Origin of the sequence: Microbulbifer sp. (assembly GCF_036563125.1) — a bacterium.
In the GTDB taxonomy this organism is placed as follows: Bacteria; Pseudomonadota; Gammaproteobacteria; order Pseudomonadales; family Cellvibrionaceae; genus Microbulbifer.
Window position 1 is genome coordinate 76,939 of sequence record NZ_DATCMV010000091.1, and the last position, 22,679, is coordinate 99,617.

Sequence of the window (22,679 nt, forward strand, 5' to 3'; positions counted from 1 at the left end):
AACTGGAGTGAGTTCATGAACAAGAGCCAATTACAACAGCATGACCGCGAGCACCTGCTGCATCCCTTCACCGATTTTCACGACCTGGGCCAGCAGGGCACCCGGCTGATTACCAGTGCTGAAGGTGCTTACATCACCGATATCGACGGTCACAAGATGCTCGACGGGATGTCCGGCCTGTGGTGCTGCAACCTCGGCTACAGCCGCCGGGAAATTAGCGACGCCATTTACGAGCAGCTGAACCGGCTGCCGTTCTACAACAGCTTTTTCCAGTGCACCACGGTGCCGTCCATCGAGCTTGCGGACCTGCTCGCGGAAGTGACGCCCGCGCACATGAACAACGTGTTTTTCACTGGCTCCGGTAGTGAGGCCAATGACACCAACCTGCGTATTATCCGCCGCTACTGGGATCTGAAAGACCAGCCGGAAAAACGCATCATCATCTCGCGCAATAACGCCTACCACGGTTCTACCATCGGTGGTGCCAGCCTTGGCGGCATGAGCGGAATGCATAAACAGTTCCAGAGCCTGGACTATATCGAGCATATCCAGCAGCCCTACTGGTTTGGTGAGGGCGGCGACATGTCCCCGGAAGAGTTCGGCATCTACGCCGCCCGCTGTCTGGACGAGAAAATCCAGGAGCTGGGACCGGACAAGGTGGCTGCCTTTATCGCCGAACCGATCCAGGGCGCCGGTGGCGTGATCATCCCGCCGGAAACCTACTGGCCGGAAGTTAAGAAGGTACTGGATCAGTACGACATCCTGCTGGTGATGGACGAGGTAATCTTTGGTTTTGGCCGTACCGGGCAGTGGTTTGGCTCTGATTACTACGGTGTGAAGCCGGACCTGATGACCTTTGCCAAGGCGGTGACCAACGGTTACTTCCCGCTGGGTGGCACCATGGTAAGTGACCGGGTGGCCGACGTGATCAAGTCCAAGGGCGGCGAGTTCACCCACGGCTATACCTATTCGGCGCACCCCGCGGCCTGTATGGCGGGGCTGGCTACGCTCAACATCCTGCGGGAAGAAAAAATCATCGAAAATGTGCGCGATAACACCGCGCCGTATCTGGCCAAGCGCTGGGCGGAGTTGGCGGATCATCCGATCGTAGGGGAGGCGCGTTCGCTGGGCCTCGTCGGCGCTCTGGAACTGGTCAAAGATAAGTCCAGCCGTGCACGTTTTGACGACAAATGCACCGCCGGTGGCGTATGCCGCAATATGAGCATCAAGAACGGTCTGGTAATGCGAGCTACTGGTGACACCATGATCATCGCTCCGCCGCTGATCCTCACCACCGGGCAGATCGACGAGCTGGTAGAAAAAGCCCGTCGCGCGCTGGATGAAACCGCCAAAGCCATGGCGTAAACTGCGTGATAAAGAACCCGCTCGCGCGTACCTTTCGCGCGGGTGGGGAATGAAATACCTCCAGAAGTGAATTGGTTATGGCAGTACAAGAACAATATGAGCCGTCCCAGGAATTGCTTGCTTCGTCCGAAGCTTTTCTTGAAGCGCACCCGAAACTTAAGTGGATTGAAGGCTTTGTTTTCGACATCAACGGTGTCCCAAGAGGTAAATGGCTGCCGGTGGACTCCGCGCACAAGCTGCTGGGCGGCGGCCTGCAAATGCCGCGCAGTGCCGTTAGCCTGGATATTTGGGGACGTGATATAGAAGATAGTCCGCTGGTATTTGCCAGTGGCGACAGCGACGGTATCTGTATGCCGGTATCGTCCATCCATATGGCGCCATGGCATCGGGAGCAGACTGCGCAGCTGCATATGCAGCTGTTCGAAGCCGATGGCACTGTGCTTTACGCGGATCCTCGCGCCCAGCTGCAGAAGGTTGTCGCGCGGCTTGAGCGCCTTGGCTATAAGGCGGTGTGTGCCACCGAACTCGAGTTCTACCTCCTGCAGGAGGGGGCAGACAATCTCGGGCACCCGCGCCCGGTCAGTGACAATGACTCGGATCTTGTGCCGTCCACCGACGTTTACGATCTTTCCGAACTGGATTCGCAGCGCCACTTCTTCGCAGATGTGCGTGCCGCCTGCGAGGCCCAGGACATTCCGGCGGACTCAATCATCTCCGAGTATTCGCCTGGCCAGTTTGAGATCAACCTGCTGCACTGCAACGATCCGGTGAAAGTGGCCGATCAGACCCTGTTGTTCAAGCGACTGTTGAAAGGCGTTGCTCGAAGCCACGGTTTGCGGGTGAGTACCATGGCCAAGGTCTTTGGCGATCTCGCCGGCAATGGCATGCACGTTCACCTGAGTCTGGAAGACAAAGACGGCAACAACGTTTTTGACGATGGCAGCGAAGAGGGCACTGATCTGTTGCGCCAGGCTGTTGCCGGTATGATGACCACCGCCAATGACGCGATGGCGATCTTCGCACCGCACTTTAATTCTTATCGGCGTTTCCAGGAAAGCAGCCATGCACCGCTGAATCTCTGCTGGGGCTACGACAACCGCACTGTCACCTTCCGTATCCCTGCGGGTGACTCAGGCGCCCGTCGTATCGAACACCGCATTGCCGGTGCAGACGTCAATCCCTACCTGGTGTTGGCGGCCATCCTGGCCGGGGTGTGTCACGGTCTGGAAAATCGCCTGCAACCGCCAGAGCCGGTGGAAGGCGACGCCTACCAGATGGAAAGTGAACAACAGTTGGTCAACACCTGGAGCGATGCGCTTAACCAGTTTGAAGAAAGCAAACTGTGGAAGGACTACTTCGATCCGGAATTCGTCGACCTGTTTCTGATGCTCAAGCGCCAGGAGCAGGCGGAGATTGCCTCACGGGTGACGGACGTGGAGTACGAAAGTTACCTGCAGCGAGTCTGACTTGCTGATGATGAATATTCAGGCGTGGATTGCGACCAGTAATCAACGGCTTTGATGACAGGGTGGCAGGTAGTGGAAATTGCTCTGCTATACCTAATGAGAGGCGGCTGTGCACTTGTGTACACAGCGCGTCGCAAACTCTCCTCCTGAAAGTGTGTTCGAGAAAACTGGCCCGCCTTATGGCGGGCATTTTTTTTGATGAATACAGGCTTGCGGAAATTTCTTTCCATTTGTCAGCTAATGCTTAGGCAGTACTTGCTGTTTTCTCGAAAACTCCACCTATACTGAAACTAACCGTACGCGCGGGTCATTTTTTGTGCATTGGCCCCGGCGGCTATGGAGCATTTCAGAGTTAAAAGGAGTTACCCATGCGAACCAAGTCCCTTCTTCTACCACTGGCAATTGCCGCCGCGAGCACGGCGACACCTGCGCTTGCCGATTTCAAAGGCGGAGATTTTATTGTCCGTGTCGGCGCTGCCTATATGGATCTTACTGACGATGCGCTGAGCAGGGTTGACGTCTTTGGTGTGGAAGATCCTGTCGATCCTGATGGTCCCGATATTCCGGTCAGTGTCGCGACTTACCTGGACCTGGACGATGACACAACCTGGTTCATAAACGGCACTTTCTTTGTGGTTGATCACTGGGCGGTGCAGCTTGGTTATATGGATGGTGCGGACCTCGATACCAACTTGGGAACCAGCATATCTGCTCCCGATTATGGTGCGTGGTCGGCGGCTGGCAGCATTGGCAGTTTCGATACCAATGTCTCCACATTTTTCGTTAATTGGTATCCGGTGTGTGTTGAATCCTGGATACAGCCGTACATCGGGATCGGCGTTAATTACACCGATATTGATCAGGAGTACCTGAGAACGATTGATCTTGAGTTTGTCGGACCGAATGATGAGCTGGTGAGGGAGCCGCGCGGTCTGGTGAATTTCGGCAGCTCATTTAGCTGGACGGCCCAGATCGGTGTGGATATGGCATTTGGTCGCGATGCCAACTGGTTGATCAACGCATCGGCCATGTATATCGATGCTGATCCTCGCGTCGAAATCGGCTTTGAAGCATTCGAGCCCGTGTCGGGGGAAGGGGTCAGTGTTCGCGTCAATGAAGATATGGAGTACGACTCCTGGATCTTCAATTTGGGCGTAGGCTACAAGTTCAGCTTCTGATCTTTGACGAATGCTCCAGACTTTTACCCCGGGACACGCGTCCCGGGGCGTTTGTCTTTGGAGTATTGACTGTGGAATCCGTGATTTTTTAGACTGGTTGGTCTCGCCCCTGGTGTGGACGGATTCTGTCTGGCAGTCATTTCCTTGCCGGTGTATTCTTCGCTTTTCGGGCGCCTGATTTTTGCGTGTCCGCCAAAAAAATAATTCAGGGGAATCTATGACCGCCTTGGGAAATCGTACAGACGGTCCGACGGCCAGTATCCGGCCACTGAATATCTGTTTACTCGGCTATCGCAGCCATCCCCACTGTGGTGGTCAGGGCATATACCTTCATTATCTGAGCAAGGCTCTGGTGGATGCCGGCCACAAGGTCGATGTCATTTCCGGCCAGCCCTATCCGGAGCTGGATCCCCGAGTGCGTCTCATCAAGATGCCGGGACTCAATCTTTACGAACACGAAAATCCAACCCGCGCGTTAAAGCCCGAGCATTTACTCAGCTGGGCGGATTTTTATGAGTGGTTCGGGAAGTTGACCGGCGCATTTGCGGAACCTTATGCCTTCGGGCGCAGGGTCGCCCGCTATCTGCGCCGGCACGGTAAGCACTATGACGTGGTGCACGATAACCAGTCGCTGTGTTACGGGCTGCTGGATATTGAAAAGACCGGGCTTCCGGTAGTTGCCACGATCCATCACCCTATTACCCGGGATCGTCAGCTGGCTCTGGATGCGGCACCGGACTGGTTTTATCGGCTACTGGTTCGCCGTTGGCACAGCTTTCTGAATATGCAGATCAAGGTGTCCCGTCGCCTCAAGCATATCGTCACTGTTTCGACACAATCCTTTAACGATATCGTCGAGCAATTTGGTGTTTCGCCATCGCAATTGAAGCTGATTTACAACGGTATCGATACGGAAGTTTTTTCGCCTCAACAACAGGTTGTGGTCAACCCTTTCCAGATTATGACAACGGCTTCCGCAGATCAGCCGCTCAAGGGATTGCGTTTCCTGTTGCAGGCTATGGCGCTGCTGCGTGGGCGTTACCCGCAGTTGAATTTATTGGTGATTGGGAAGCTTAAACAGGGCGGCGACACCGAGAGGCTGTTGCGAGAGCTGAAGCTCGAAGATTGTGTGCGCTTCGTTTCCGGTATTTCCAGTCAGGAAATGGCTGAGCACTACACCTCGTCTGCAATGGTGGTTTGCCCCTCATTGTACGAGGGCTTCGGCCTGCCGGCGGGAGAGGCCATGGCCTGTGGCGTGCCAGTAATCTCCAGCGATGGTGGCGCGCTGCCGGAAGTGGTGGGGGATGCGGGGATGGTGGTGCCTGCGGGAGACAGCGGTGCTCTCGCCCGCGCCATCGAGCGCCTATTATCAGACCCGACGCTGCGTGCAGAAATGGGTGCGGCGGGGCGGAGAAGAATTGAACAGCTGTTTTCCTGGCAGGTGGCCGCGAAACATCTGGTGTTGTATTACCGCGAAATCATCGGAATCTCCGCAGAGCCAAACATTAATGCTGGCGTCGCGGAAAGTGGCGAAGAGTTGCAGATTCACAACAATGCTGATCGTCCGCGGGGTTCCCGCGATACTTTTTCCAGTAGTGTGAACAATCGGGGGGAGGCGGCCTGATGATTACCGTCAACCCTGAACTGTTGAGTCTGAGGCCCGGGCAGCGGGTTCTCGACCTTGGCTGTGGCGAAGGACGCCATGCCATTCATCTGATGCTCACTGATGCCGTGGATATTTTCGCGGTGGATCTGAGTCAGCGCGATATCGCTACCGCCCGTGGGCGTGCAGAGCCATTTAGCGAGAGCAGCCAGTCATCCGGCCGCCTGCTATTCAGCGTGAGCGACGCGCTGCAGTTGCCGTTTGCAGACAATTTTTTTGATGTGGTGATCTGTTCCGAGGTGCTGGAGCATATCGAGGATTACGAGGGCGTGTTGGCTGAAATTACCCGGGTACTGAAACCTGCGGGAATTTTTGCGGCGACGGTTCCAGCGTATTTCCCCGAGTGGGTTTGCTGGAAACTGTCCGACGCCTATCACCAGGTGGAAGGCGGGCATATCCGGATTTTTCGTGAGAAGCAGTTGCGTCGAAGTGTCGAGCAGTTTGGACACCAGTATTTCGCCCGCCACAAGGCACATGCCCTGCACGCACCTTACTGGTGGTTGAAGTGTCTGTTCTGGGGGCGCGATGATCAGCCGCTGGTATCCGCGTATCACCGCTTGCTGGTGTGGGACCTGATGCAGAAACCCAGGTTGACACGCTGGGTGGAGAAATTCCTCAATCCCGTGCTGGGTAAAAGTATTGCGCTGTATTTCGTAAAGCCGGCGAGCCGCAATCAGGTTCCTGAATCGTCCCCGAAGCTGTTGCCGCACGTATCCAGCCGCGAAATCGATAGCGAGGTGGCTGCATGAGCCCTACTGTTGCTGCAGCTATTTCCCCCGGTACAGAGCTGCCTCTGTTTCCCAAGAATTTTATTCGCCAGTGTGCTGAGTATATTCTTTCCCAGCAGCTGGAAAGCGGCTGTATCCCGTGGTTTGACGGCCATCACGCGGATCCCTGGGATCACGTGGAAGCGGCGATGGGGCTCAGTATTGCGGGTGAGTATGATGCTGCGGAAAAAGCCTACGCCTGGCTGGCGGCAGAGCAGCTTGAAGATGGCAGCTGGTGGGCGGCATACAAAAATGGCGAGGTAGACAATCGCGAACGCCGTGAAAGCAATTTTGTTGCCTATGTGGCCACGGGAATCTGGCATCATTTTCTGATTACCGGCGACCGCGAATCCCTGTCGCGCTTCTGGCCAATGGTGGAGAAGGCCCTGAATTTTGTGCTGGCGCTGCAGTCGGAGCACGGTGATATCCAGTGGGCGGTGGACGGGCGGGGCGAGCCTATGCGGGATGCACTGATTACCGGCTGCTCATCGATCTATAAAAGCTTCGAGTGCGGTATCCAGATTGCTGAGGCGCTGGGTAAACCAGCATCGAACTGGAAGGTCGCACGGTCAAAACTGGGCTATGCGCTGCGGGAAATGCCGGAGCGGTTTGATCGTACCTGGGAGAGCAAGGCACGCTTTTCCATGGACTGGTTTTACCCGGTGCTCACCGGGGTGTTTGAAGACGGCGACGCGCGGGCGCGTTTGCGTCTGAAATGGGATGAATTTGTGGTAGCCGGACTGGGTTGCCGCTGTGTGAGTGACGAGCCGTGGGTTACCGTCGCGGAATCCTGTGAGCTTACTATGGCACTAGTCGCCGCAGGCGAAGTGAGCCGGGCAGAAGAGATCTATCGCGGCCTGCACCGCTGGCAGGATCGGGATGGCGGTTACTGGACCGGTTATGTTTTTCGCGACGACGCAATCTGGCCCGAGGAAAAAACCACGTGGACAGTTGGCGCCATGCTGCTGGCGGCAGATGCGCTGGCAGGCCTTACACCCGCCAGCACACTGTTTACCCGGGTGGCGCTACTGGATACGCCGCAGGATGCCGAGCGTCTTGACCATCTCCACCAGCTCGAATTGAGCGGAAGCTAGCGCCAGCTTGTAGATCTCGAAAGGCGCCTGGCCGCCGTCTGCCGGGTTGGGAAAAATATCGTGAATGGCCAGATACCCACCGGGCACAATATGTCGGGACCAGCAGCGGTAATCTGTCATCGCCGCTTCCAGTGAGTGACCGCCGTCGATAAATACCAGACCGAGGGGTGTATTCCAGTGGCGCGCTGCAACCGCGGAGGGCGCCACGACCGGCACCACGTACTCTTCCAGACCCGCAGTACGCATATTGCCGCGGAAATTGTGAAAGCTGTCCATCAATTGGCTGCGCGCGTCAAACAGATCTTGATCGTGGTACTCCTCGCCCGGCTGGTGCTCCTCTGAACCGCGGTGGTGATCTACCGCAAACAGGGTGTTGCGCATCAGTTTGCACGCGCTGCCCAGATAAACGGTGGATTTTCCACAGTAGCTGCCTACTTCCAGGCAGGGGCCGAGATCACTGGCTTCCGCGGCGAGGCGATAAAGTGCGGCGCCTTCCTGTGGGTCGAGGAAGCCCTTGACGCTGTCGATATCCAGGGGCAGGTCGAGAGGCTGTTCAGGTGAATGCGAAATTTCCATGATCGTACTTCGGCTTTGTTTATTGCACTGGACAGTAACTGTGGTTTATCGGGTTTGCAATGCGCGCGGGGCGCAAATCCGTTGGCAAATAATATCCCCATGAGAAATCCTGAAAACAATTCAGCCGAAAGTTCCCACTGACGATACGAAAATAAATATGCGCAAGGATCATAGACCATACTGGCTCAAGCGCCTGATGCTGCGGTTTCGCAACTGGCGCTGTCACCATTTCCTATTGCCACAGTTCGATGCCGTCGGCCGCGAACCGGAAGTAATGCATCCTGCATCGGTCAAGGTTTTCGGCCGCAACATCCGCCTGGGTAATTTTCCGCACCTAATCTCCACCCCAGACAACTGTATCCGCTTTACCGCCCTTGGGCACCGTGGCGGCGATGCCCATATCACCATTGGTGATTACGTTTTGATCTCTCCGGGCGTGCGCATCTCCGCCGGTCAATCCATTATTCTGGGCGACGCCTGCATGCTTGCCGCCAACGTTTACATCTCGGACTCGGACTGGCACGGGCTGTACAATCGTACCCGTCCTTTTCGCTGCACCGCACCTGTGACCATCGGCGATAATGTCTGGATCGGCGACAGCGCGATCATTTGTAAGGGGGTCACCATCGGTGATAACGCGGTCGTGGGAGCGGGAAGTATTGTGACCCGCGACGTACCGGCCAATGCCGTGGTCGCGGGCAATCCGGCGCGTGAGATCAAGCAGATCAATCCCCGCCGGCGAATGATTACCCGCGAAGCGCTGTTTGCCGACAGCTTCCGCCAGGCGCACAACCTGGATGAATTGGATAAAATGCTGCTCACCGGCAACAGTCTGCTGGGTTGGCTGCGGTCTGTTGTTTTGCCGCGGCGTGGAGACTGAGTCGCCTGATCGTTCGTTTGATCGTCAATTTGGAAGTCTGATAACAATGAGTAAACAGGGCAGTGTGGTACTGATCGGAATGCCGGGTGCCGGCAAGAGTACGCTTGGGGTGCTGCTGGCAAAGGAGCTGGCGAAGGATTTTGTGGATACGGATGTGCTGATCCAGCTGCGGGAAGACAAGACCCTGCAGGAAATCATGAACGAAAGCGATTATCTGAATCTGCGCCGCATTGAAGGGGAGGTAATTGCCGAAGCTGTGCTGCCCAATCATGTTATCGCCACCGGAGGCAGTGCGGTGTACAGCGAAGAGGGTATGCACAACCTGCTGAAATTCGGCCCCGCGGTGTTTTTAAACTGCAGCGCAGATGAATTGCGCCGACGAATTCACAATTACGAGAGCCGCGGTATTGCCAAGGCGCCGGGGCAGAGTTTTGAAGAGCTGTTTGAGGAGCGCCAGGCGCTTTATCGCCGCTATGCCGATATCGTCGTGGATTGCGATGGAAGTGATCTGGAGCGGGTTCTGGCGGAGGTGGTCAGTAGACTGGCTGACCGCTGAGGCTTTTTCTTTGCACGTCGCACTTCGCAGGCAGGTTTGTGGCGGCGTCGCTAGCAGGTTCTTGGCCGCCACAGAAGCCAGCGCAGGGCTCCCTTGAAAACTGGGAGCACTGCGCTAAAAACCTCAAAGGGGAAGCTGGGTGGTGTACTTAACCTGTTTCAACGCAAAGGTTGAATTCACCGAAGCCACATTGGGCAAGTGAACCAGCGAGCGCTTCAGCAGCTGCTCATAGTGCTCCACACTGTCCACCACTACACGCAGCACATAGTCCTTGTCGCCGCTGGTGGAGTAACATTCGACAACCTCCTGTACATCCTGCACCGCGGATTCAAAGTTATTTAGGGAGTCCTCGTCGTGGTTGTGAATCGTCACGTAGCAGTATACTGTGACCCCCAAGTCAAGCTTGCGCGGATCAAGGAGAGTCACGCGACCACGGATGATACCCTCGGCCTCAAGGCGCTTGATACGGCGCCAGCAGGGGGTGTGGGAAAGGCCAACTTTGTCTCCAAGCTCAGCCATGGAATAATCGGCGTTTTCCTGCAGCGCCCGCAGAATCTTGCGGTCGAAATCATCCAGGTCTGTTGAGCGCTTCATATAAACTCCTGTCCTACAGTTTCAGTCTTGCTCGAGATGGCTGTCATAATTTTACGTGCAAACCCGTAAATAAAGCAATGTTTCCATGTGCCGAAGGCACTAGTATGGCTTGACCATGCCGTCGCAAATTCCGGACGCCGTATATTAGTCGTCTAATTCGGCGCCGAAATCGGCGACGCGCGCCTCTAATCACAATAATTACCGGATGTCTGCTTAAGTAGTGGGTGTCCACCAGAGGAAAAGAAGTAGGCGTATGAGTGAGCAGAATGTGAACGCTGAGTCTCAGGCCGTTGCCGCGAGATCGGTTTCCCTCGATGACCGGTATACCACTCTCAAGGGGCGGGTACTGCTTTCGGGTATCCAGGCCCTGGTGCGGCTTCCTATCGACAAAATGCGCATCGACCGCGCACGCGGACTCAACACCGCGACCTTTATCTCGGGGTATCGCGGTTCGCCCCTGGGCGGTTACGACCAGCAGCTGAGTCGCGCCAAGAAACTTCTGAGCGAGTACAACATCCGCTTTGTGCCGGGTGTGAACGAAGAGCTGGCGGCCACTTCCGTATGGGGTTCCCAGCAGGTGGGCCTGTTCGAAGGCGCAGAGGTCGATGGCGTTTGCGGTATCTGGTACGGCAAGACCCCCGGCGTAGACCGCTCCTGTGACGCCTTCCGTCACGCCAATGCCGCCGGTTCGTCCCCCAAGGGCGGCGCGCTGATCATTGCCGGCGACGACCACGGCTGTAAGTCGTCCTCCTATCCCGGGCAGTCTGAATTCGCCTTTGTGGATATGCATATTCCGGTGCTGAACCCCGCGACGGTGCAGGAAGTACTGGATTACGGTCTGTACGGCCTCGAACTGTCCCGCTTCAGTGGATGCTGGGTGGCGATGATTACCCTCGCCGAGAATATGGACAGCGCCTCTACCGTCGAGGTGAACCCGGACAGTGTTTCCTTTGTTTATCCCGAGATTGAGCGCCCACCGGGCGGACTCAATATCCGCAAGCAGGACAACCCGCTCGAACAGGAAGAGCGCCTGTGGCGCTACAAGCGCCCGGCGGCACTGGCCTTTGCCCGCGCCAACCAGCTGAACCGGCTGGTGCTCGACAACCCGGATGCCACCCTCGGTATCGTCACCGCCGGCAAGGCCCATCTGGACCTGATGCAGGCGTTCGAGGACATGGGCATCGACGAAGAGCGCGCCCGCGCACTGGGTATCCGTATTCTCAAGGTGGGCATGACCTACCCGCTGGACGTTCCTGGTATCCAGGAATTTGCCCGCGGTCTCGATCGCCTGCTGGTGCTGGAAGAAAAACGCAGCCTGATGGAGGTGCAGCTTAAAGAAGAGCTGTACAACGTCCACGTGCGCGACCCGCACTTCCCGCGCATTCTCGGCAAGGTGGATGAGCACGATAACCCGTTGCTGCCGGTATACGGTGAGCTCTCACCGGCGGTAGTGGCGCAGGTGCTGGGTTACCTGCTCGGGGAAGACAAATTGCACGAGCGAGCCCGACACCGCCTGATGCGCCTGGACGCCCTGGCGGAGCGTATTTCCGCGCAGGCGGGCTCGAGTGTTGCGCGCCTGCCGATGTTCTGCGCCGGCTGCCCCCACAACCGCTCCACCCGCGTGCCCGAAGGCAGTCGTGCGCTGGCGGGTATCGGCTGTCACTACATGGCCCAGTGGCTCGATCGCGAAACCTTCACCTTTACCCAGATGGGTGCCGAGGGTGTTAACTGGATTGGTCAGGCGGCCTTCACCAGTGAGCCTCATGTGTTCGTCAACCTGGGTGACGGAACCTATTTCCACTCCGGTATTCTCGCCATTCGCGCTTCTGTGGCCGCCAAGGTGAATATCACCTACAAGATTCTGTACAACGACGCCGTTGCCATGACCGGTGGTCAGCCCCACGACGGCGAACTGCGCCCGGACATGATCTGTCGCCAGGTACTGGCGGAAGGGGTGAAGAAAGTCGTTCTGGTGATGGATGACACCAGCAAGTACAAGACGGAGCAGTTTAAGGGCGCCCTGAACTTCCCGCGCGAAGTAGAGGTTCGTCACCGCGACCATATGCCGACCGTGATGAAAGAGTTGCGGGAAGAGCCCGGCTGTACCGTCATCGTCTACGACCAGACCTGCGCCACCGAGCTGCGCCGCAAGCGCAAGCGCGGCTTGCTGCCGAAGGCGGAAGGGCGGCCCTTCATTAACGAACTGGTGTGCGAGGGCTGTGGCGACTGTGTCACCCAGTCCAGCTGTATTGCGGTGGAAAAGGTGCCGACCGCACTCGGTGACAAGCGCCGGATCAACCAAACCGCCTGCAACCAGGATATGTCTTGTGTGAACGGCTTTTGCCCGTCCTTCGTCACGGTGAAAGGCGGCAAGCTGAGCAAGCGCGCCGGTGTCGGTGATGCGCTGTGTCAGGCGGCGGACAAACTCGCCGCGCCACAGATGCCGGATCTAGCGGAGCCATTCAATCTGTTGGTGACCGGCGTCGGTGGCACCGGCGTCGTCACCATCGGTGCATTGCTGGCGATGGCGGCGCACATTGAAGGTCGTGCCTGTAGCACCCTGGACCAGACCGGGCTTGCGCAGAAGGGTGGGGCGGTTTATTCCCATGTGCGCTTTGCCGAGCGCCCGGAGGCCTTACAGGCGGTGCGTATTTCTGATGGCCGCGCCGATGCACTGATGGCGTGCGACCTGATCGCGGCTGGCAACCTGTCTGCGAGCCTTGCGAAACTGGATGAAACCCTCAGCCGTGCGGTGGTAAATACCCACCTCAGCCCGACGGCGGCTTCGGTGTTGGGGCGCGAGGACATCCATTCGCCGCAGGCGGTGCTTGATACCATCAAGGATGCGGTGCGGGAACTTGATGTGGTGGAAGGGCACACCCTCACCAAGGCCGCGCTTGGCGACACCCTGGCAGCGAATATTTTCATGCTGGGTTTTGCCTGGCAGAAAGGCCTGATTCCCCTGGGGCTCTCCCCCATTCAGCAGGCAATTGAACTGAATGGTGTGGCTGTGGAGGCTAACCTCCAAGGTTTTGCTGCAGGTCGCCTCGCAGCGGCCGACATGCCCGCTCTGGAGCGGCTGCTGGTGAAAGGTGAGGAGAAAACGCTGCCACAGGGACTCGAGGATGTTGTGGCGCACCGGGTTGCGCACCTTACCGGTTACCAGAACGTTGACTTGGCACGCCGCTACCGCGCGCTGGTGGACAAGGTGAAGGCGGCGGAAATTCTTAAAGTGCCGGGGAGTGAGGCGTTGGCGGAAGTGGTTGCGCACAATTACGCCAAGCTGCTGGCCTACAAGGACGAATACGAGGTTGCGCGCTTGTACAGCGATGGCCGGTTTATGGATTCCCTGCGGGAGAATTTCGCCGGTGATTTCGAGCTGGAGTTTAATCTTGCGCCGCCGCTGTTGAGCCGTTTCGATAAAAACCTCGGGCGCCCGCGCAAGATGAAGTTCGGCGGCTGGATGCACCGTGCATTCGGTATGCTGGCAAAACTGCGCTTCCTGCGCGGTTCCGCGCTGGATATTTTTGGTTACACCGCCGAGCGTAAAATGGAGCGTGCATTGATTGCGGAGTACGAAAACCTGGTCAATGAAGTTATTGGCAAGCTCAATGCGGAAAACCACGCGGCGGCCATCGAACTGCTGGGTTACCCGGATTTGATTCGCGGCTACGGACTGATCAAGGATGGAAATGTAGAGAAGGCGAATCAGTTAAAAGTGAAGTCACTGCAACATTTCTACAACCCGAAAGCCGGTGTGCAGGATTCAGCCGTGCAGGTGGAAGTGTTTGATCCGGCCAAGGCGCAGCAGGTGGGGTAAAACCCAGAAGTTAGGGTGAAGCACTGCAGCAGGGTAACGCCCGTTGCAGTAACAAAAAAATGGCGAGCTCGAAGCTCGCCATTTTTTTATCTGCAATTTGCTGGAGCGTTACCAGCCGACTTGCACCCGCACACCCAGCTGGTCAGTGTTGTCTCCGGTGAAATCGTCGTCACCCATGATGTAGTTAAACATAAAGCGCACGTTGCGATTGGCGTAGAAGTTGAGGCCGATCGTGGTGCTGCTGGCTTCCAGATGCTGGATGTCGCGGTTTTCCATGGTGTCGTAGCGGAAAGTGAGCTCCCAGGCGCCGCCCCACAGGCCGTCACCGCTCGGCTTCGCGGAGCTGAACGCACCGCGTTTTTTGCTGTACGCCTTGTGTTCGCCGGTCAGCATCCAGCTGCCCTGGATGTACCAGGTGTGGATGCTCTGATTGTCGATGTAACAACCGAATTCAGGGTCGCAGGGGAATGGGGCTGGCGCACCGAATTCGTCTTCGAAATCCTCTTCCGAGAGGTAGTAATTGCCCTCGAATTCACCAACGGTGTATTCCCCCTGCAGGTAGAAGGGGCCATAGCTGCCGGCAAGTTCCAGTGCTGCGGTGGTGGCGTCACCACCGAGATCGCCCGGGGTAAGCGCCATTAACTGAGAGGGGCCGCGGCGGCCGGCATAATCGGCCTCAGACGTCAGATCGCTGGAATTTCGGTTGTTGTTTTCGAAGCTGACCGAGGTGCCCAGGTGCAGGGTCAGTTCATCGGTATTGATCGGTGCCCAGGCGAGACGGCCTGATGCGCCCACACCCTCGTTGCGTGGTGTACCCGCATCGCGCAGGTTGAAGGCCATAAAGCCGAGGGTGAAGCAGTCCTGCACGCCGGTCCAGCCGATGCCCTGCTGGAACTGATGGCCATCGTAGAGACCGGTGGCGCTGGAGAAGGGGCGTTCCAGCATGGTCAGCTCATTGGAACTGGTCATCTCCGCCATGGAGCGGAAGGGTTTGAACTGGCCGATACGGATTTCACCGTTGAGAAACTCATGCGCCAGATAGACATCGCGGTATCCGCTCAGGGTATCGCCGCCAGTGAAATCCTGTTCCAGCACATAGCTCCAGTCGTAGATATTGCCTTTCAGGGTAATGCGCGCGCGGCGGAAGTCTGTGGTGCTGATCGGGTCTTCGAGGTCGCTGTCAAACAGATAGGTATCGAAATGAATCCGCCCGCCAAGGGAGGCGGAAAAGTTGCCGTCATCGGACTTGATTTCCAGGTTGCCCTTGGTCGTTGCTTCATCCGCGGCCGCAGTGCCCGAGAGCAGGCTGGTCATAGTGATGGCCATCAGGCTCTTGTGGAGGCATGTCATGTCGTGTATCCCGTATTTATGGCTTTGTTAATGGCGGCGAATACTAGCAGCCCATTCCTTTTGTCAAAAATTGGAAACATTTCTGAAGCAATTTGAATCCATAAAAATAGATTCCACTGCTCGTAACATTTTTGTAATAAAGGTGTGATAGCGGCGGAGGGTGCTTGTCGATGTCGGTGAGTTTGCGTATGTGGCGCCAGCAGTCAGGCAATTACATCGGTATTTCTGTCTTCGCCGAGGCTAATTCAGCATATGACGTACTTGGGTAATTGCGTAAAGGTCAGCTCACAAAATGGCGTCGCGTACCTTACATCGAGCTTTCAGCTTGGAGAGGGGGAGAATATAGCCCAGGTTGCGGGTGCCGTCTTCCCGATTGTATGAGTTTTTACCGAACTACTGGCAGATTTGGCAGCGCCTTCCGTTTATGGTCGCTGCCGTACCCGGCGATTCACCTGTGATGGGGAAAGATGATGAATCAGATCTGTTTGACGCTAAATCCGGCGCTTTTCAGGTAGTCGGTAACAGACTTCCCTCCCACAAGATGGCCGGCACCCACCACTACGAACAGTGTTTCATACTGCTGGCTGAAGGTCTGGATTCTCTTCGCCATCTCTCGGTTACGCGCGTAGAAAAGGCGCTCGTGTAACTGTTCAAACTCAGGGTGGTCCTCAATGCCCTCGCGGAAGATCAGGTCGTACAGGGCGCCCTGATCACCGGCCTTCCAGGCCCCAGTCATGCGCGGTACGAACTTGTCCATTTCTTCCAGTTGCTCCAGCGTCTGCTGTAAATAGAGCTCAGGCTTTTCCAGGCTGTTCAAAAGTACCAGCTGTTGTATGACGCTTTCCAGCTCCAGGGTGGGCTTGCTGTGCTGGTGTGCCTGCAGGAGAAAGTGACGGTCGATGCCCGCGTTCGGGTCCAGTCCACGGGCCTGCATTTCCACCAGACTCAGGGTGATCATGGCGATAGCAGGGCGCATGCGGCTGAAATGGATTTCCGGAATCTGGCGCTTCTGCAGCCACGCCTGTAGCTGCCCATACACCGCGGGAGATACGTGGTTTTTCAGTTGGTCGCCCGGCGGATAAAAGGATTCCCGCATCACTTGCTGCTGTAGCTGCGGGTCGGACTCCATGGCGACCACATCGGCTTCTACCACCAGTACATCACTGCTTTTGTAAGCGTCGGAGATGGTGTCCCGCAGGGGGTAAAAGCTCTGGTCGGCGAGATGGATGGAACCCAGCAGGTACACCGTGCTTTCTCCCTTTGTTGCCTCAAGCAGCAGGCCGCGGTCGTTGGCCGCGAGTGTCTGGGTGGCGGACAGGGCAAAAAACAATACCAGCAGCCAGTAGGCAGTGGACGTTTTGCGCAGGTGATGTCGGGGCAGGGCGGCTGATTGGCAGAGTTCCATATCGTGTTCCGTGAGTTTCTGGTCGGAAAATTCTACTGGATTCCGCCCAGCTTGTGATTTGTGTCGCCGTTACGAAAATTGTGCGCCCTGGCGCAGAAATCAGCTGTACAATCGCTAGGCCACTTAAAGTCTGGATACAGAGTCAGGGAAACCCGGCGTCTACTCACTTCCGGCTCGGAGTCCGTTACAAAAAATAATCTTGTGCGACCTGCTGGGGCGGGTGAGAAGAGTGGCGATTAAATCGTGGAATGGAGTTTGCTCGGCTATGCGGATTGTACAACTGGTGCCCTCTTTGGAAGGCGGAGAACTGGCGCAAGAGACGCTGGAGTTCGCCCAGGAGCTCGCCAGGCAGGGGCATGAATCCGTCGTGATTTCTGCGGGCGGTACATTGGTGTCGCGCCTGACCCTACACAACTGTCAGCACCACGAGCTTGCCGTTGACCAGAAGGGTTTTTTCAATGCCCGTTTGCACGGCAAGTTGCGCCGGCTGCTGGAGTCCCTGCAGGCGGATGTACTGCTGGCGCGCGATGCACTGTGCAGCTGGCACGGTTGGAAAGTCTGGCAATCCCTGCCTGAAACCGGGCGCCCGCGCCTGGTAACTCTATTGCATTCCCTGCCACCTGGCGGATCTCTCCGCGGGCGCGTAAATGGCGCGCTGGCTCGTGGGGAACTGGTGTTAGCCGGTTCCAGAACCCTGGCCCGCGAGTTGCAGCTGCGTCACGCTGCAATTCTCAAGCAGGCGCCAGCGGTTTTAAGCGAAGGCGAATTTGAAGAGTACCCCGGATTGCGGGTGCATTATCGCGGGGTAAATATCCGCGAGCTGGACCGGCGGGCGCCGGTTTCCGGTCACTGGCACCAGAAACTGCTGAACCAGTTTCCGCAGCTGGAGGGCCGCAACTGGCTACTGCTGCCCGCCCCCATTGCACCAGGTAAGGGGCAGGAGCGCTTTCTGGAGCTGCTGGCGGCACTGAAACAGACATGCCCGGATATTTTCGGCCTTATTGTCGGTGCGGTTGAGCCGGGGCAGGAAAAATTTGCTCGCAATCTGGAGCGCCGCGCCGAGACAATGGGGCTTGCGGAACATGTATTGTTTCTCGGCGCCCGCAGGGATATGCGTGAGTTCTACGCCAGTGCGCGAGTAACGCTGGATCTTGCCTGCGACCGGGCCGCCAGCGGCAGGGTTGTCACCGAGTCGCTGGCCATGGGCTGTCCCGCGGTGGCGCTAGCCGGTACCGGGGTTGAGATGCTGCAGCAGTGCTTCCCGCAGGGGGTATTGCCGGACCTGTCCGGAAAAAGTGATGCTGCGGTGGTGGCGCAACTCGCGGATGCCTGCGAGTCCATACTCGGCAACCCGCTCAATGTGAATTTCGCCGGTTTCAGCCTGGCAGAGACCACGGCCCAGGCGGTGAGTTGGTTCCAGTCCCTTTGTGGGGAAAGAGTTTCAGCCCGGCATTCTGCCACTGGCATGGGCTGATTCCCGCACGGTATTAACGCCTGGTGTTCAGGCAAACAGTCCGGTGTAAACCCGCCAAGTGGCCCGCGCCATGGAGTCCAGAGTGAACTCTGACTGCGCGCGGGCAAACAGCGGTGCAAAATCCTTTTCCAGTGTTGCGCTTTGCAAGGTGGCGCGGATTTTTTCCGCGATATACGCAGGCGCGACTTCGCTCAGCAGATATTTCTGCGGCAGGTAGTCGATAACATTTCCACTGCCATTGGCAATGACCGGTGTGCGGTGCAGTAGTGCCTCCAGCAGGGTATAGGGTGTGCCTTCAGCCACCGCCGGTAGGATCACCAGGTCGGCGGCCCGCATAAAACTGGCCACCGCGTTGTTCCCCGCAAAAAAAACGACCCGCGTGTCCAGTTGCAGATTACTTACCTGCTGCTGCAGCGCCTCCTTTTCCGGTCCGTCTCCCAGCACCATCAAGTGCGCGTCCGGCAGTAGCGCCAGCGCGTCGATCAGCTGATCGACACAGCGCGCCTTGATCAGGCGGCTTGCAACCAACAGTGTCGGTCCCTCGTTGGGGGGCAGTCCCGGTAGCGGCGCACTGGCCGCCGGTGCCGACAGTTCCACGCCATTGGGAATGATGGTCCACTCCAGCTTTGAATTGGCGACGGTATTGTGACTGATGGCAATACGCGCATCGAAGGCGCTGGCGAGCTTGTCACGCGGATGCCGCACATTGTGCCGGGTGATTACCTGCCGGGTTTCCGTGAAGGGCTGTACCGCGGCCAACAACTGCGCGGATTTTGAGCCGTGCCCGTGCACGATCTGGTAGCCACCTTTGCGGATCAGGCTGGCGAGGCGCCAGACCAGGTTCGGGTGGTGGCGGCTGTGGTCGGTATTGAGCGGAATGAACTGGATGCGTTCGTCCAGTGTTATCAGATATCGGGGATGGGCAATCACGGCGACCCGGGCGCCGGTGTTGTGCGCCTGCCAGCGCGACAGGTCGGCAACGTGTTTTTCCAGCCCGCCGTGTTCCCGGCTGGCAATCAGATGGCAGATGGTCTGAATCATGCGGCTAGAGGTCCAATATCTCTGGAGCGCCGCGTTATTGTTATTGCGGTTGGGCAGGTTACCGGAAAATTCCGGTGTGGCTACGGCGCCAGGCAGTCAGCCCATTTCGGCTGTCCTTGCATGCGCTATTCTCGCCAGGCTGTGTGACAAGAATTTGATTGAATCATTACTATTTTGTTGCGCAATAATTTCAGGCGCGACATCAAAATTTCTTGTGCCAGTTCAGCGAGGCAAAATCGAACCCGGGATTGGGGGTGTTGGTATAGCCGTTGGAAAAGTGGCTGTAGCGCAGTGAGAGAGTGTCACCACCCTGCAGGGTGTAGCCCGTGGCAAAGTGCAGGGCAAAATTAAGATTGGTGGAAAGTTCGATCTGGCCAAAGCTGCGCTCGTCAAGGTAGGCTGCACCGATACCGAATTCGCCGAAAAATCCCTGTGCCTCCCGGCGCGGATACCAGCGCACCACCGGCTTCACTTCCCAAATATTCTGCTTCTGGTCGCGTCCGCGATAGTCGTGCCACATATAGCTGTAGCTTACCTGGGCCCACCACTGGAAATGGTGATTACTTGGGTAATCGTAAAACTGATACGCCCAGTTGGCGCCCACCATATTCGAGCCGGCGATGGATTTCTGCTGGATCAATGCATTTCCCAACCCTTTGCCGCCGCTGATGATGAACTCCTGTGCACCCTCCATTCCGCCACTGCTGGTCTGGGCATGGACGGGGAGTGACAGTAGTGCGGCGCCGCACAGGATAAGAATCAGGTAGGCGCGGTGTATTGCAGAATTGCCAGATCGGGGACGGGGCATGATGCTATCGCCAGTTGATTCGCCAGTTATTGCTCTTAATTTCCGGACGTTTGAAGCTTGCCGGCCATTTGCAAGGTTAGCCGTTATCAGGGCGATCGCAAGCAGGGCATCCCGGAGTCCCGGGATGCCCTGTGGGTTAGAGGTGAGCGAAAAATAAGTATCAGCGCCACTGTCGCTTGAGTTGTCGCAGCGCGTCCGAGTGCAACTGGCGCGCGCGCTCCTGGCTGAGCCCCAGTTGTTCGCCGATGACGCGGAAGGAGCAGTCGCGGTCAGAGATCAGACCATATCGAAGGCTCAATACGGTACGCTGTCGCGGCGGCAGCTTGGCCACTGCATCCCGCAATCGCTGAGCCAGTTCCTGGTTTGAAACCAGCTCGTCGGTATTGAACATCTCGTTGGCCGGTGCGTAGTCGAGTCGCGTACTGCTCTGGTCATCGGAGATAGGGTCGTCCAGGGAGCTGGTGGGGCCGGGCAGTTTCAGCAGGCTCTGCACACGCTCCAGTTCCAGTCCGGTCTGTTTGGCGATGTTCTCATCCGATGCCGACAACCCCTCCGATCGCACCTGGTTGATCGCCCGGTAGATATTGCGCAGATCGTCCTGCACATTGGCCGGTTGGCGCACCAGGTCGTCATTGCGCCGCAGGGTGAGTTGGATCTCCTGTTGAATCCACCAGTAGGCGTAGGTGGAGAAACGGTAACCCATCTGCGGTTTGAAGCGCTCGATGGCCTTCATCAAGCCGACGTTGCCCTCCTGAATCAGGTCGATAAACGGTACCGAGGGGTTGCGGAAGCGCTTGGCGATGGCAATCACCAGGCGCAGGTTGCACTGGATCAGTTTCTTGCGCTGCTCCTTGAAGCGCTTCATCAGGTTTTGCAGCGCACTGCGGTCACGCTGGGATATTTTATCGCGGTCGAGCAATGCCTCTGCCCTGGCGATGATGAGCCCGTGATCATAGGCGCCGGTGCTGCCGCGCTGTTCCACGCCTTCACTGCGCAGGTCAACCAGATCGGTGCCGCGTTTCTGCAGCAGGGCGATAATTTTGTCTTCCAACTCCCGCAACAGGCAGGTTGTGGTGTGCTCCTCTTCCGGTGTCAGCAAATCGAGCCGATACAGATGCTTGAGGTAGTTCTGCATCGGTGTGCCGACATTGTCGCCCAGGGAATCATTGGATGCGGAATCATCCTCGATCGCGTCCTGGGACGTCTGCATGGATTGTTCAGGGTCTTCCTGCTGGAAGTCATCCCCGGCCAGATTGGTGCCATTCTCCTTCAGCCATTCATCATCCCTTGAGTTGATGTTTACTCGGGACAAAAGTCTGAACCTTATGCTGGGGCAGTGCGGTGCAGCCGTCTCGACCGTTTTGCCTGCCGTAAAACCACCGGCGTTATCCTTTCGCAGGATTGCGGTATGGCGCACAAATCGCCATGCGAACATATTGAATATAGATGACGGTTGAATGGTGCGCCGGAAAAAGACCGACTGGTGGGTTTTATTTTTGGTGGGGTAAGGAAAGGGAGCGACCTTAATAATAAAAAGGTTCTAAAAATGCACCGTTATTTCCTCGTTGCCTGAGGCCAAAATCGGCGCGCACGGGGGAGAGCGGTAACGGTGCATGCGGTAGCTCACTGGATGCGCTTGACGCGCAGCGAGCGCACGCCAGTTACCTTGTGCATGATGAACGAGCCGAAGGCCCCGCGCTCCACGGCAACGCGCTCGCCACCGCGCCAGATGGCGCGCTCGCTGCTCTCCACCTGTTGCCACACCTGCCCGTTATCCAGCGTGAAAATGTATTTGCCAAAAGCGCCTTCTTTCGCGCTGGTTATGGTGGCGGTTATGGACTCGGGAGCTTCTTTGATGGCTTGCTCCTGTTCCCGGCCGAATTTTTGCTCGGCCCGTACATGCAGATTACCTGTGATTTGATCGAAACAGGCCAGGCGCTTGCTGTCATCGCTGAACTGACTGCATTGCAGCCACTGCTCGCGGAGGGATTCGGCCCCTGTTGCCGGCAGTACGATTGCTGCCAGCAAAAGGACTGGAAGCAGTACGGTGGTCCGGGAATAGAGCGGCATCATTTTTTCCATATTGTCAGTTCCGATCGTTGAGTTCAGAAGTATCTGCCCCTTCCCTGGGCTGGGGACAATGCAAACTGAGCCACCTGTCACGTTTCCTCCCGATAGGGCATGGAACAATGGAGGCTCAAGCAAGAATAACCATAAGTCGACACACTCAGGGGTTAGAAATGAAAAAATTGCTACTTCCCGCGCTCGTTATCGCCGCTGTCGGCGGCTATCTCTACTACATCAATCTGGATGCTCCGGCGCCGCAGGCGGTAACTGCGGAAGAGGCCATCGTGGAAGATGTGAACACCGCAGTGGCCGAAGCGGAGGCTGCCGGTACGGACGTCAAACCGGCCGGTGAAAAAGTGATGGCTGCTGCAGACGGCGATGTGTTCGCGGACGTGCCGGAAGCCATGGATCATGTGCTGGATGAGGCCTCCGAAGTCGTCGAGGAAGCGGCGGAGACGGCGGAAGAATCTGCGGAAGAAACCGCGGAAGGTGTCGATCACGCGCACGAGTGATAGGCGCTACTTCCAGCGTGTTCTCAGGCAAAAAAATACCCGGTTAATCCCGGGTATTTTTTT

General features: G+C 57.1%; 19 protein-coding genes. 11 read left to right on the plus strand and 8 right to left on the minus strand.

Going from position 1 to position 22,679, the window contains the following annotated elements; genetic code table 11:
• The first annotated feature begins 15 nt into the window (after positions 1-15).
• The 6 genes from VIL80_RS07535 (at position 16) to VIL80_RS07560 (ending at position 7,533) form a co-directional block, all read left to right on the plus strand.
• Positions 16-1,365: an aspartate aminotransferase family protein gene (locus VIL80_RS07535; RefSeq protein WP_332035508.1), complete on the plus strand. Its 1,350-nt coding sequence runs from the start codon at positions 16-18 to the stop codon at positions 1,363-1,365.
• Between the two features lie 77 nt (positions 1,366-1,442).
• Positions 1,443-2,831 carry a glutamine synthetase family protein gene (locus VIL80_RS07540; protein ID WP_332035509.1) on the plus strand — a complete coding sequence of 463 codons (1,389 nt, stop codon included), beginning with the start codon at positions 1,443-1,445 and terminating at the stop codon, positions 2,829-2,831.
• A gap of 368 nt (positions 2,832-3,199) precedes the next feature.
• On the plus strand, positions 3,200-4,009 hold the full coding sequence (locus tag VIL80_RS07545) for an OmpW/AlkL family protein (RefSeq protein WP_332035510.1): 810 nt from the start codon (positions 3,200-3,202) through the stop codon (positions 4,007-4,009).
• A 217-nt stretch (positions 4,010-4,226) separates the two neighbouring features.
• Positions 4,227-5,633, plus strand: a complete 1,407-nt coding sequence (locus VIL80_RS07550; RefSeq protein ID WP_332035511.1) for a glycosyltransferase family 4 protein — start codon at positions 4,227-4,229, stop codon at positions 5,631-5,633.
• On the plus strand, positions 5,633-6,421 hold the full coding sequence (locus tag VIL80_RS07555; protein ID WP_332035512.1) for a class I SAM-dependent methyltransferase: 789 nt from the start codon (positions 5,633-5,635) through the stop codon (positions 6,419-6,421). The genes VIL80_RS07550 and VIL80_RS07555 overlap by 1 nt, the downstream gene beginning before the upstream one ends.
• Positions 6,418-7,533, plus strand: a complete 1,116-nt coding sequence (locus VIL80_RS07560; RefSeq protein ID WP_332035513.1) for a prenyltransferase/squalene oxidase repeat-containing protein — start codon at positions 6,418-6,420, stop codon at positions 7,531-7,533. Before VIL80_RS07555 ends, VIL80_RS07560 begins: the two co-directional genes overlap by 4 nt.
• Here VIL80_RS07560 and VIL80_RS07565 read toward each other — a convergent pair.
• Positions 7,465-8,109, minus strand: a complete 645-nt coding sequence (locus tag VIL80_RS07565; protein ID WP_332035514.1) for a class I SAM-dependent methyltransferase — start codon at positions 8,107-8,109, stop codon at positions 7,465-7,467. The genes VIL80_RS07560 and VIL80_RS07565 overlap by 69 nt on opposite strands.
• Before the next feature lie 157 nt (positions 8,110-8,266).
• Between VIL80_RS07565 and VIL80_RS07570 the strand changes: the two genes are divergently transcribed.
• Positions 8,267-8,989, plus strand: a complete 723-nt coding sequence (locus VIL80_RS07570; protein WP_332035515.1) for an acyltransferase — start codon at positions 8,267-8,269, stop codon at positions 8,987-8,989.
• Between the two features lie 46 nt (positions 8,990-9,035).
• The gene (locus tag VIL80_RS07575) at positions 9,036-9,545 is read left to right on the plus strand and encodes a shikimate kinase (RefSeq protein WP_332035516.1); all 510 of its coding nucleotides are present in this window, start codon (positions 9,036-9,038) and stop codon (positions 9,543-9,545) included.
• A 123-nt stretch (positions 9,546-9,668) separates the two neighbouring features.
• Here the strand turns inward: VIL80_RS07575 and VIL80_RS07580 are convergent, their stop codons facing one another.
• The gene (locus VIL80_RS07580; protein ID WP_010131435.1) at positions 9,669-10,139 is read right to left on the minus strand and encodes an Lrp/AsnC family transcriptional regulator; all 471 of its coding nucleotides are present in this window, start codon (positions 10,137-10,139) and stop codon (positions 9,669-9,671) included.
• 253 nt (positions 10,140-10,392) lie between these two features.
• On the opposite strand from VIL80_RS07580, the gene VIL80_RS07585 reads away from it, so the two are divergent.
• Complete coding sequence (locus VIL80_RS07585) at positions 10,393-13,959, plus strand: indolepyruvate ferredoxin oxidoreductase family protein (RefSeq protein WP_332035517.1); 3,567 nt, start codon at positions 10,393-10,395, stop codon at positions 13,957-13,959.
• A 108-nt stretch (positions 13,960-14,067) separates the two neighbouring features.
• Here VIL80_RS07585 and VIL80_RS07590 read toward each other — a convergent pair whose 3' ends face one another.
• Together VIL80_RS07590 and VIL80_RS07595 are read right to left on the minus strand one after the other, a co-directional pair.
• The gene (locus VIL80_RS07590) at positions 14,068-15,309 is read right to left on the minus strand and encodes an OprO/OprP family phosphate-selective porin (RefSeq protein WP_332035518.1); all 1,242 of its coding nucleotides are present in this window, start codon (positions 15,307-15,309) and stop codon (positions 14,068-14,070) included.
• 475 nt (positions 15,310-15,784) lie between these two features.
• Complete coding sequence (locus VIL80_RS07595) at positions 15,785-16,714, minus strand: TraB/GumN family protein (RefSeq protein ID WP_332035519.1); 930 nt, start codon at positions 16,712-16,714, stop codon at positions 15,785-15,787.
• Positions 16,715-16,979: 265 nt separating this feature from the next.
• Between VIL80_RS07595 and VIL80_RS07600 the strand changes: the two genes are divergently transcribed.
• Positions 16,980-18,188 carry a glycosyltransferase gene (locus VIL80_RS07600; RefSeq protein ID WP_332035520.1) on the plus strand — a complete coding sequence of 403 codons (1,209 nt, stop codon included), beginning with the start codon at positions 16,980-16,982 and terminating at the stop codon, positions 18,186-18,188.
• A 27-nt stretch (positions 18,189-18,215) separates the two neighbouring features.
• Here the strand turns inward: VIL80_RS07600 and VIL80_RS07605 are convergent, their stop codons facing one another.
• The 4 genes from VIL80_RS07605 to VIL80_RS07620 form a co-directional block, all read right to left on the minus strand.
• Entirely contained in the window at positions 18,216-19,229 is a 1,014-nt protein-coding gene (locus VIL80_RS07605; protein ID WP_332035521.1) for a glycosyltransferase family 4 protein, read from the minus strand.
• 202 nt (positions 19,230-19,431) lie between these two features.
• Positions 19,432-20,037, minus strand: a complete 606-nt coding sequence (locus tag VIL80_RS07610) for an acyloxyacyl hydrolase (RefSeq protein WP_332035522.1) — start codon at positions 20,035-20,037, stop codon at positions 19,432-19,434.
• Positions 20,038-20,197: 160 nt separating this feature from the next.
• Positions 20,198-21,349 carry a sigma-70 family RNA polymerase sigma factor gene (locus VIL80_RS07615; protein ID WP_332035523.1) on the minus strand — a complete coding sequence of 384 codons (1,152 nt, stop codon included), beginning with the start codon at positions 21,347-21,349 and terminating at the stop codon, positions 20,198-20,200.
• A 311-nt stretch (positions 21,350-21,660) separates the two neighbouring features.
• Positions 21,661-22,119 carry a hypothetical protein gene (locus VIL80_RS07620; protein WP_332035524.1) on the minus strand — a complete coding sequence of 153 codons (459 nt, stop codon included), beginning with the start codon at positions 22,117-22,119 and terminating at the stop codon, positions 21,661-21,663.
• 158 nt (positions 22,120-22,277) lie between these two features.
• Between VIL80_RS07620 and VIL80_RS07625 the strand changes: the two genes are divergently transcribed.
• Entirely contained in the window at positions 22,278-22,616 is a 339-nt protein-coding gene (locus VIL80_RS07625) for a hypothetical protein (RefSeq protein WP_332035525.1), read from the plus strand.
• The last annotated feature ends 63 nt before the right edge of the window (positions 22,617-22,679 follow it).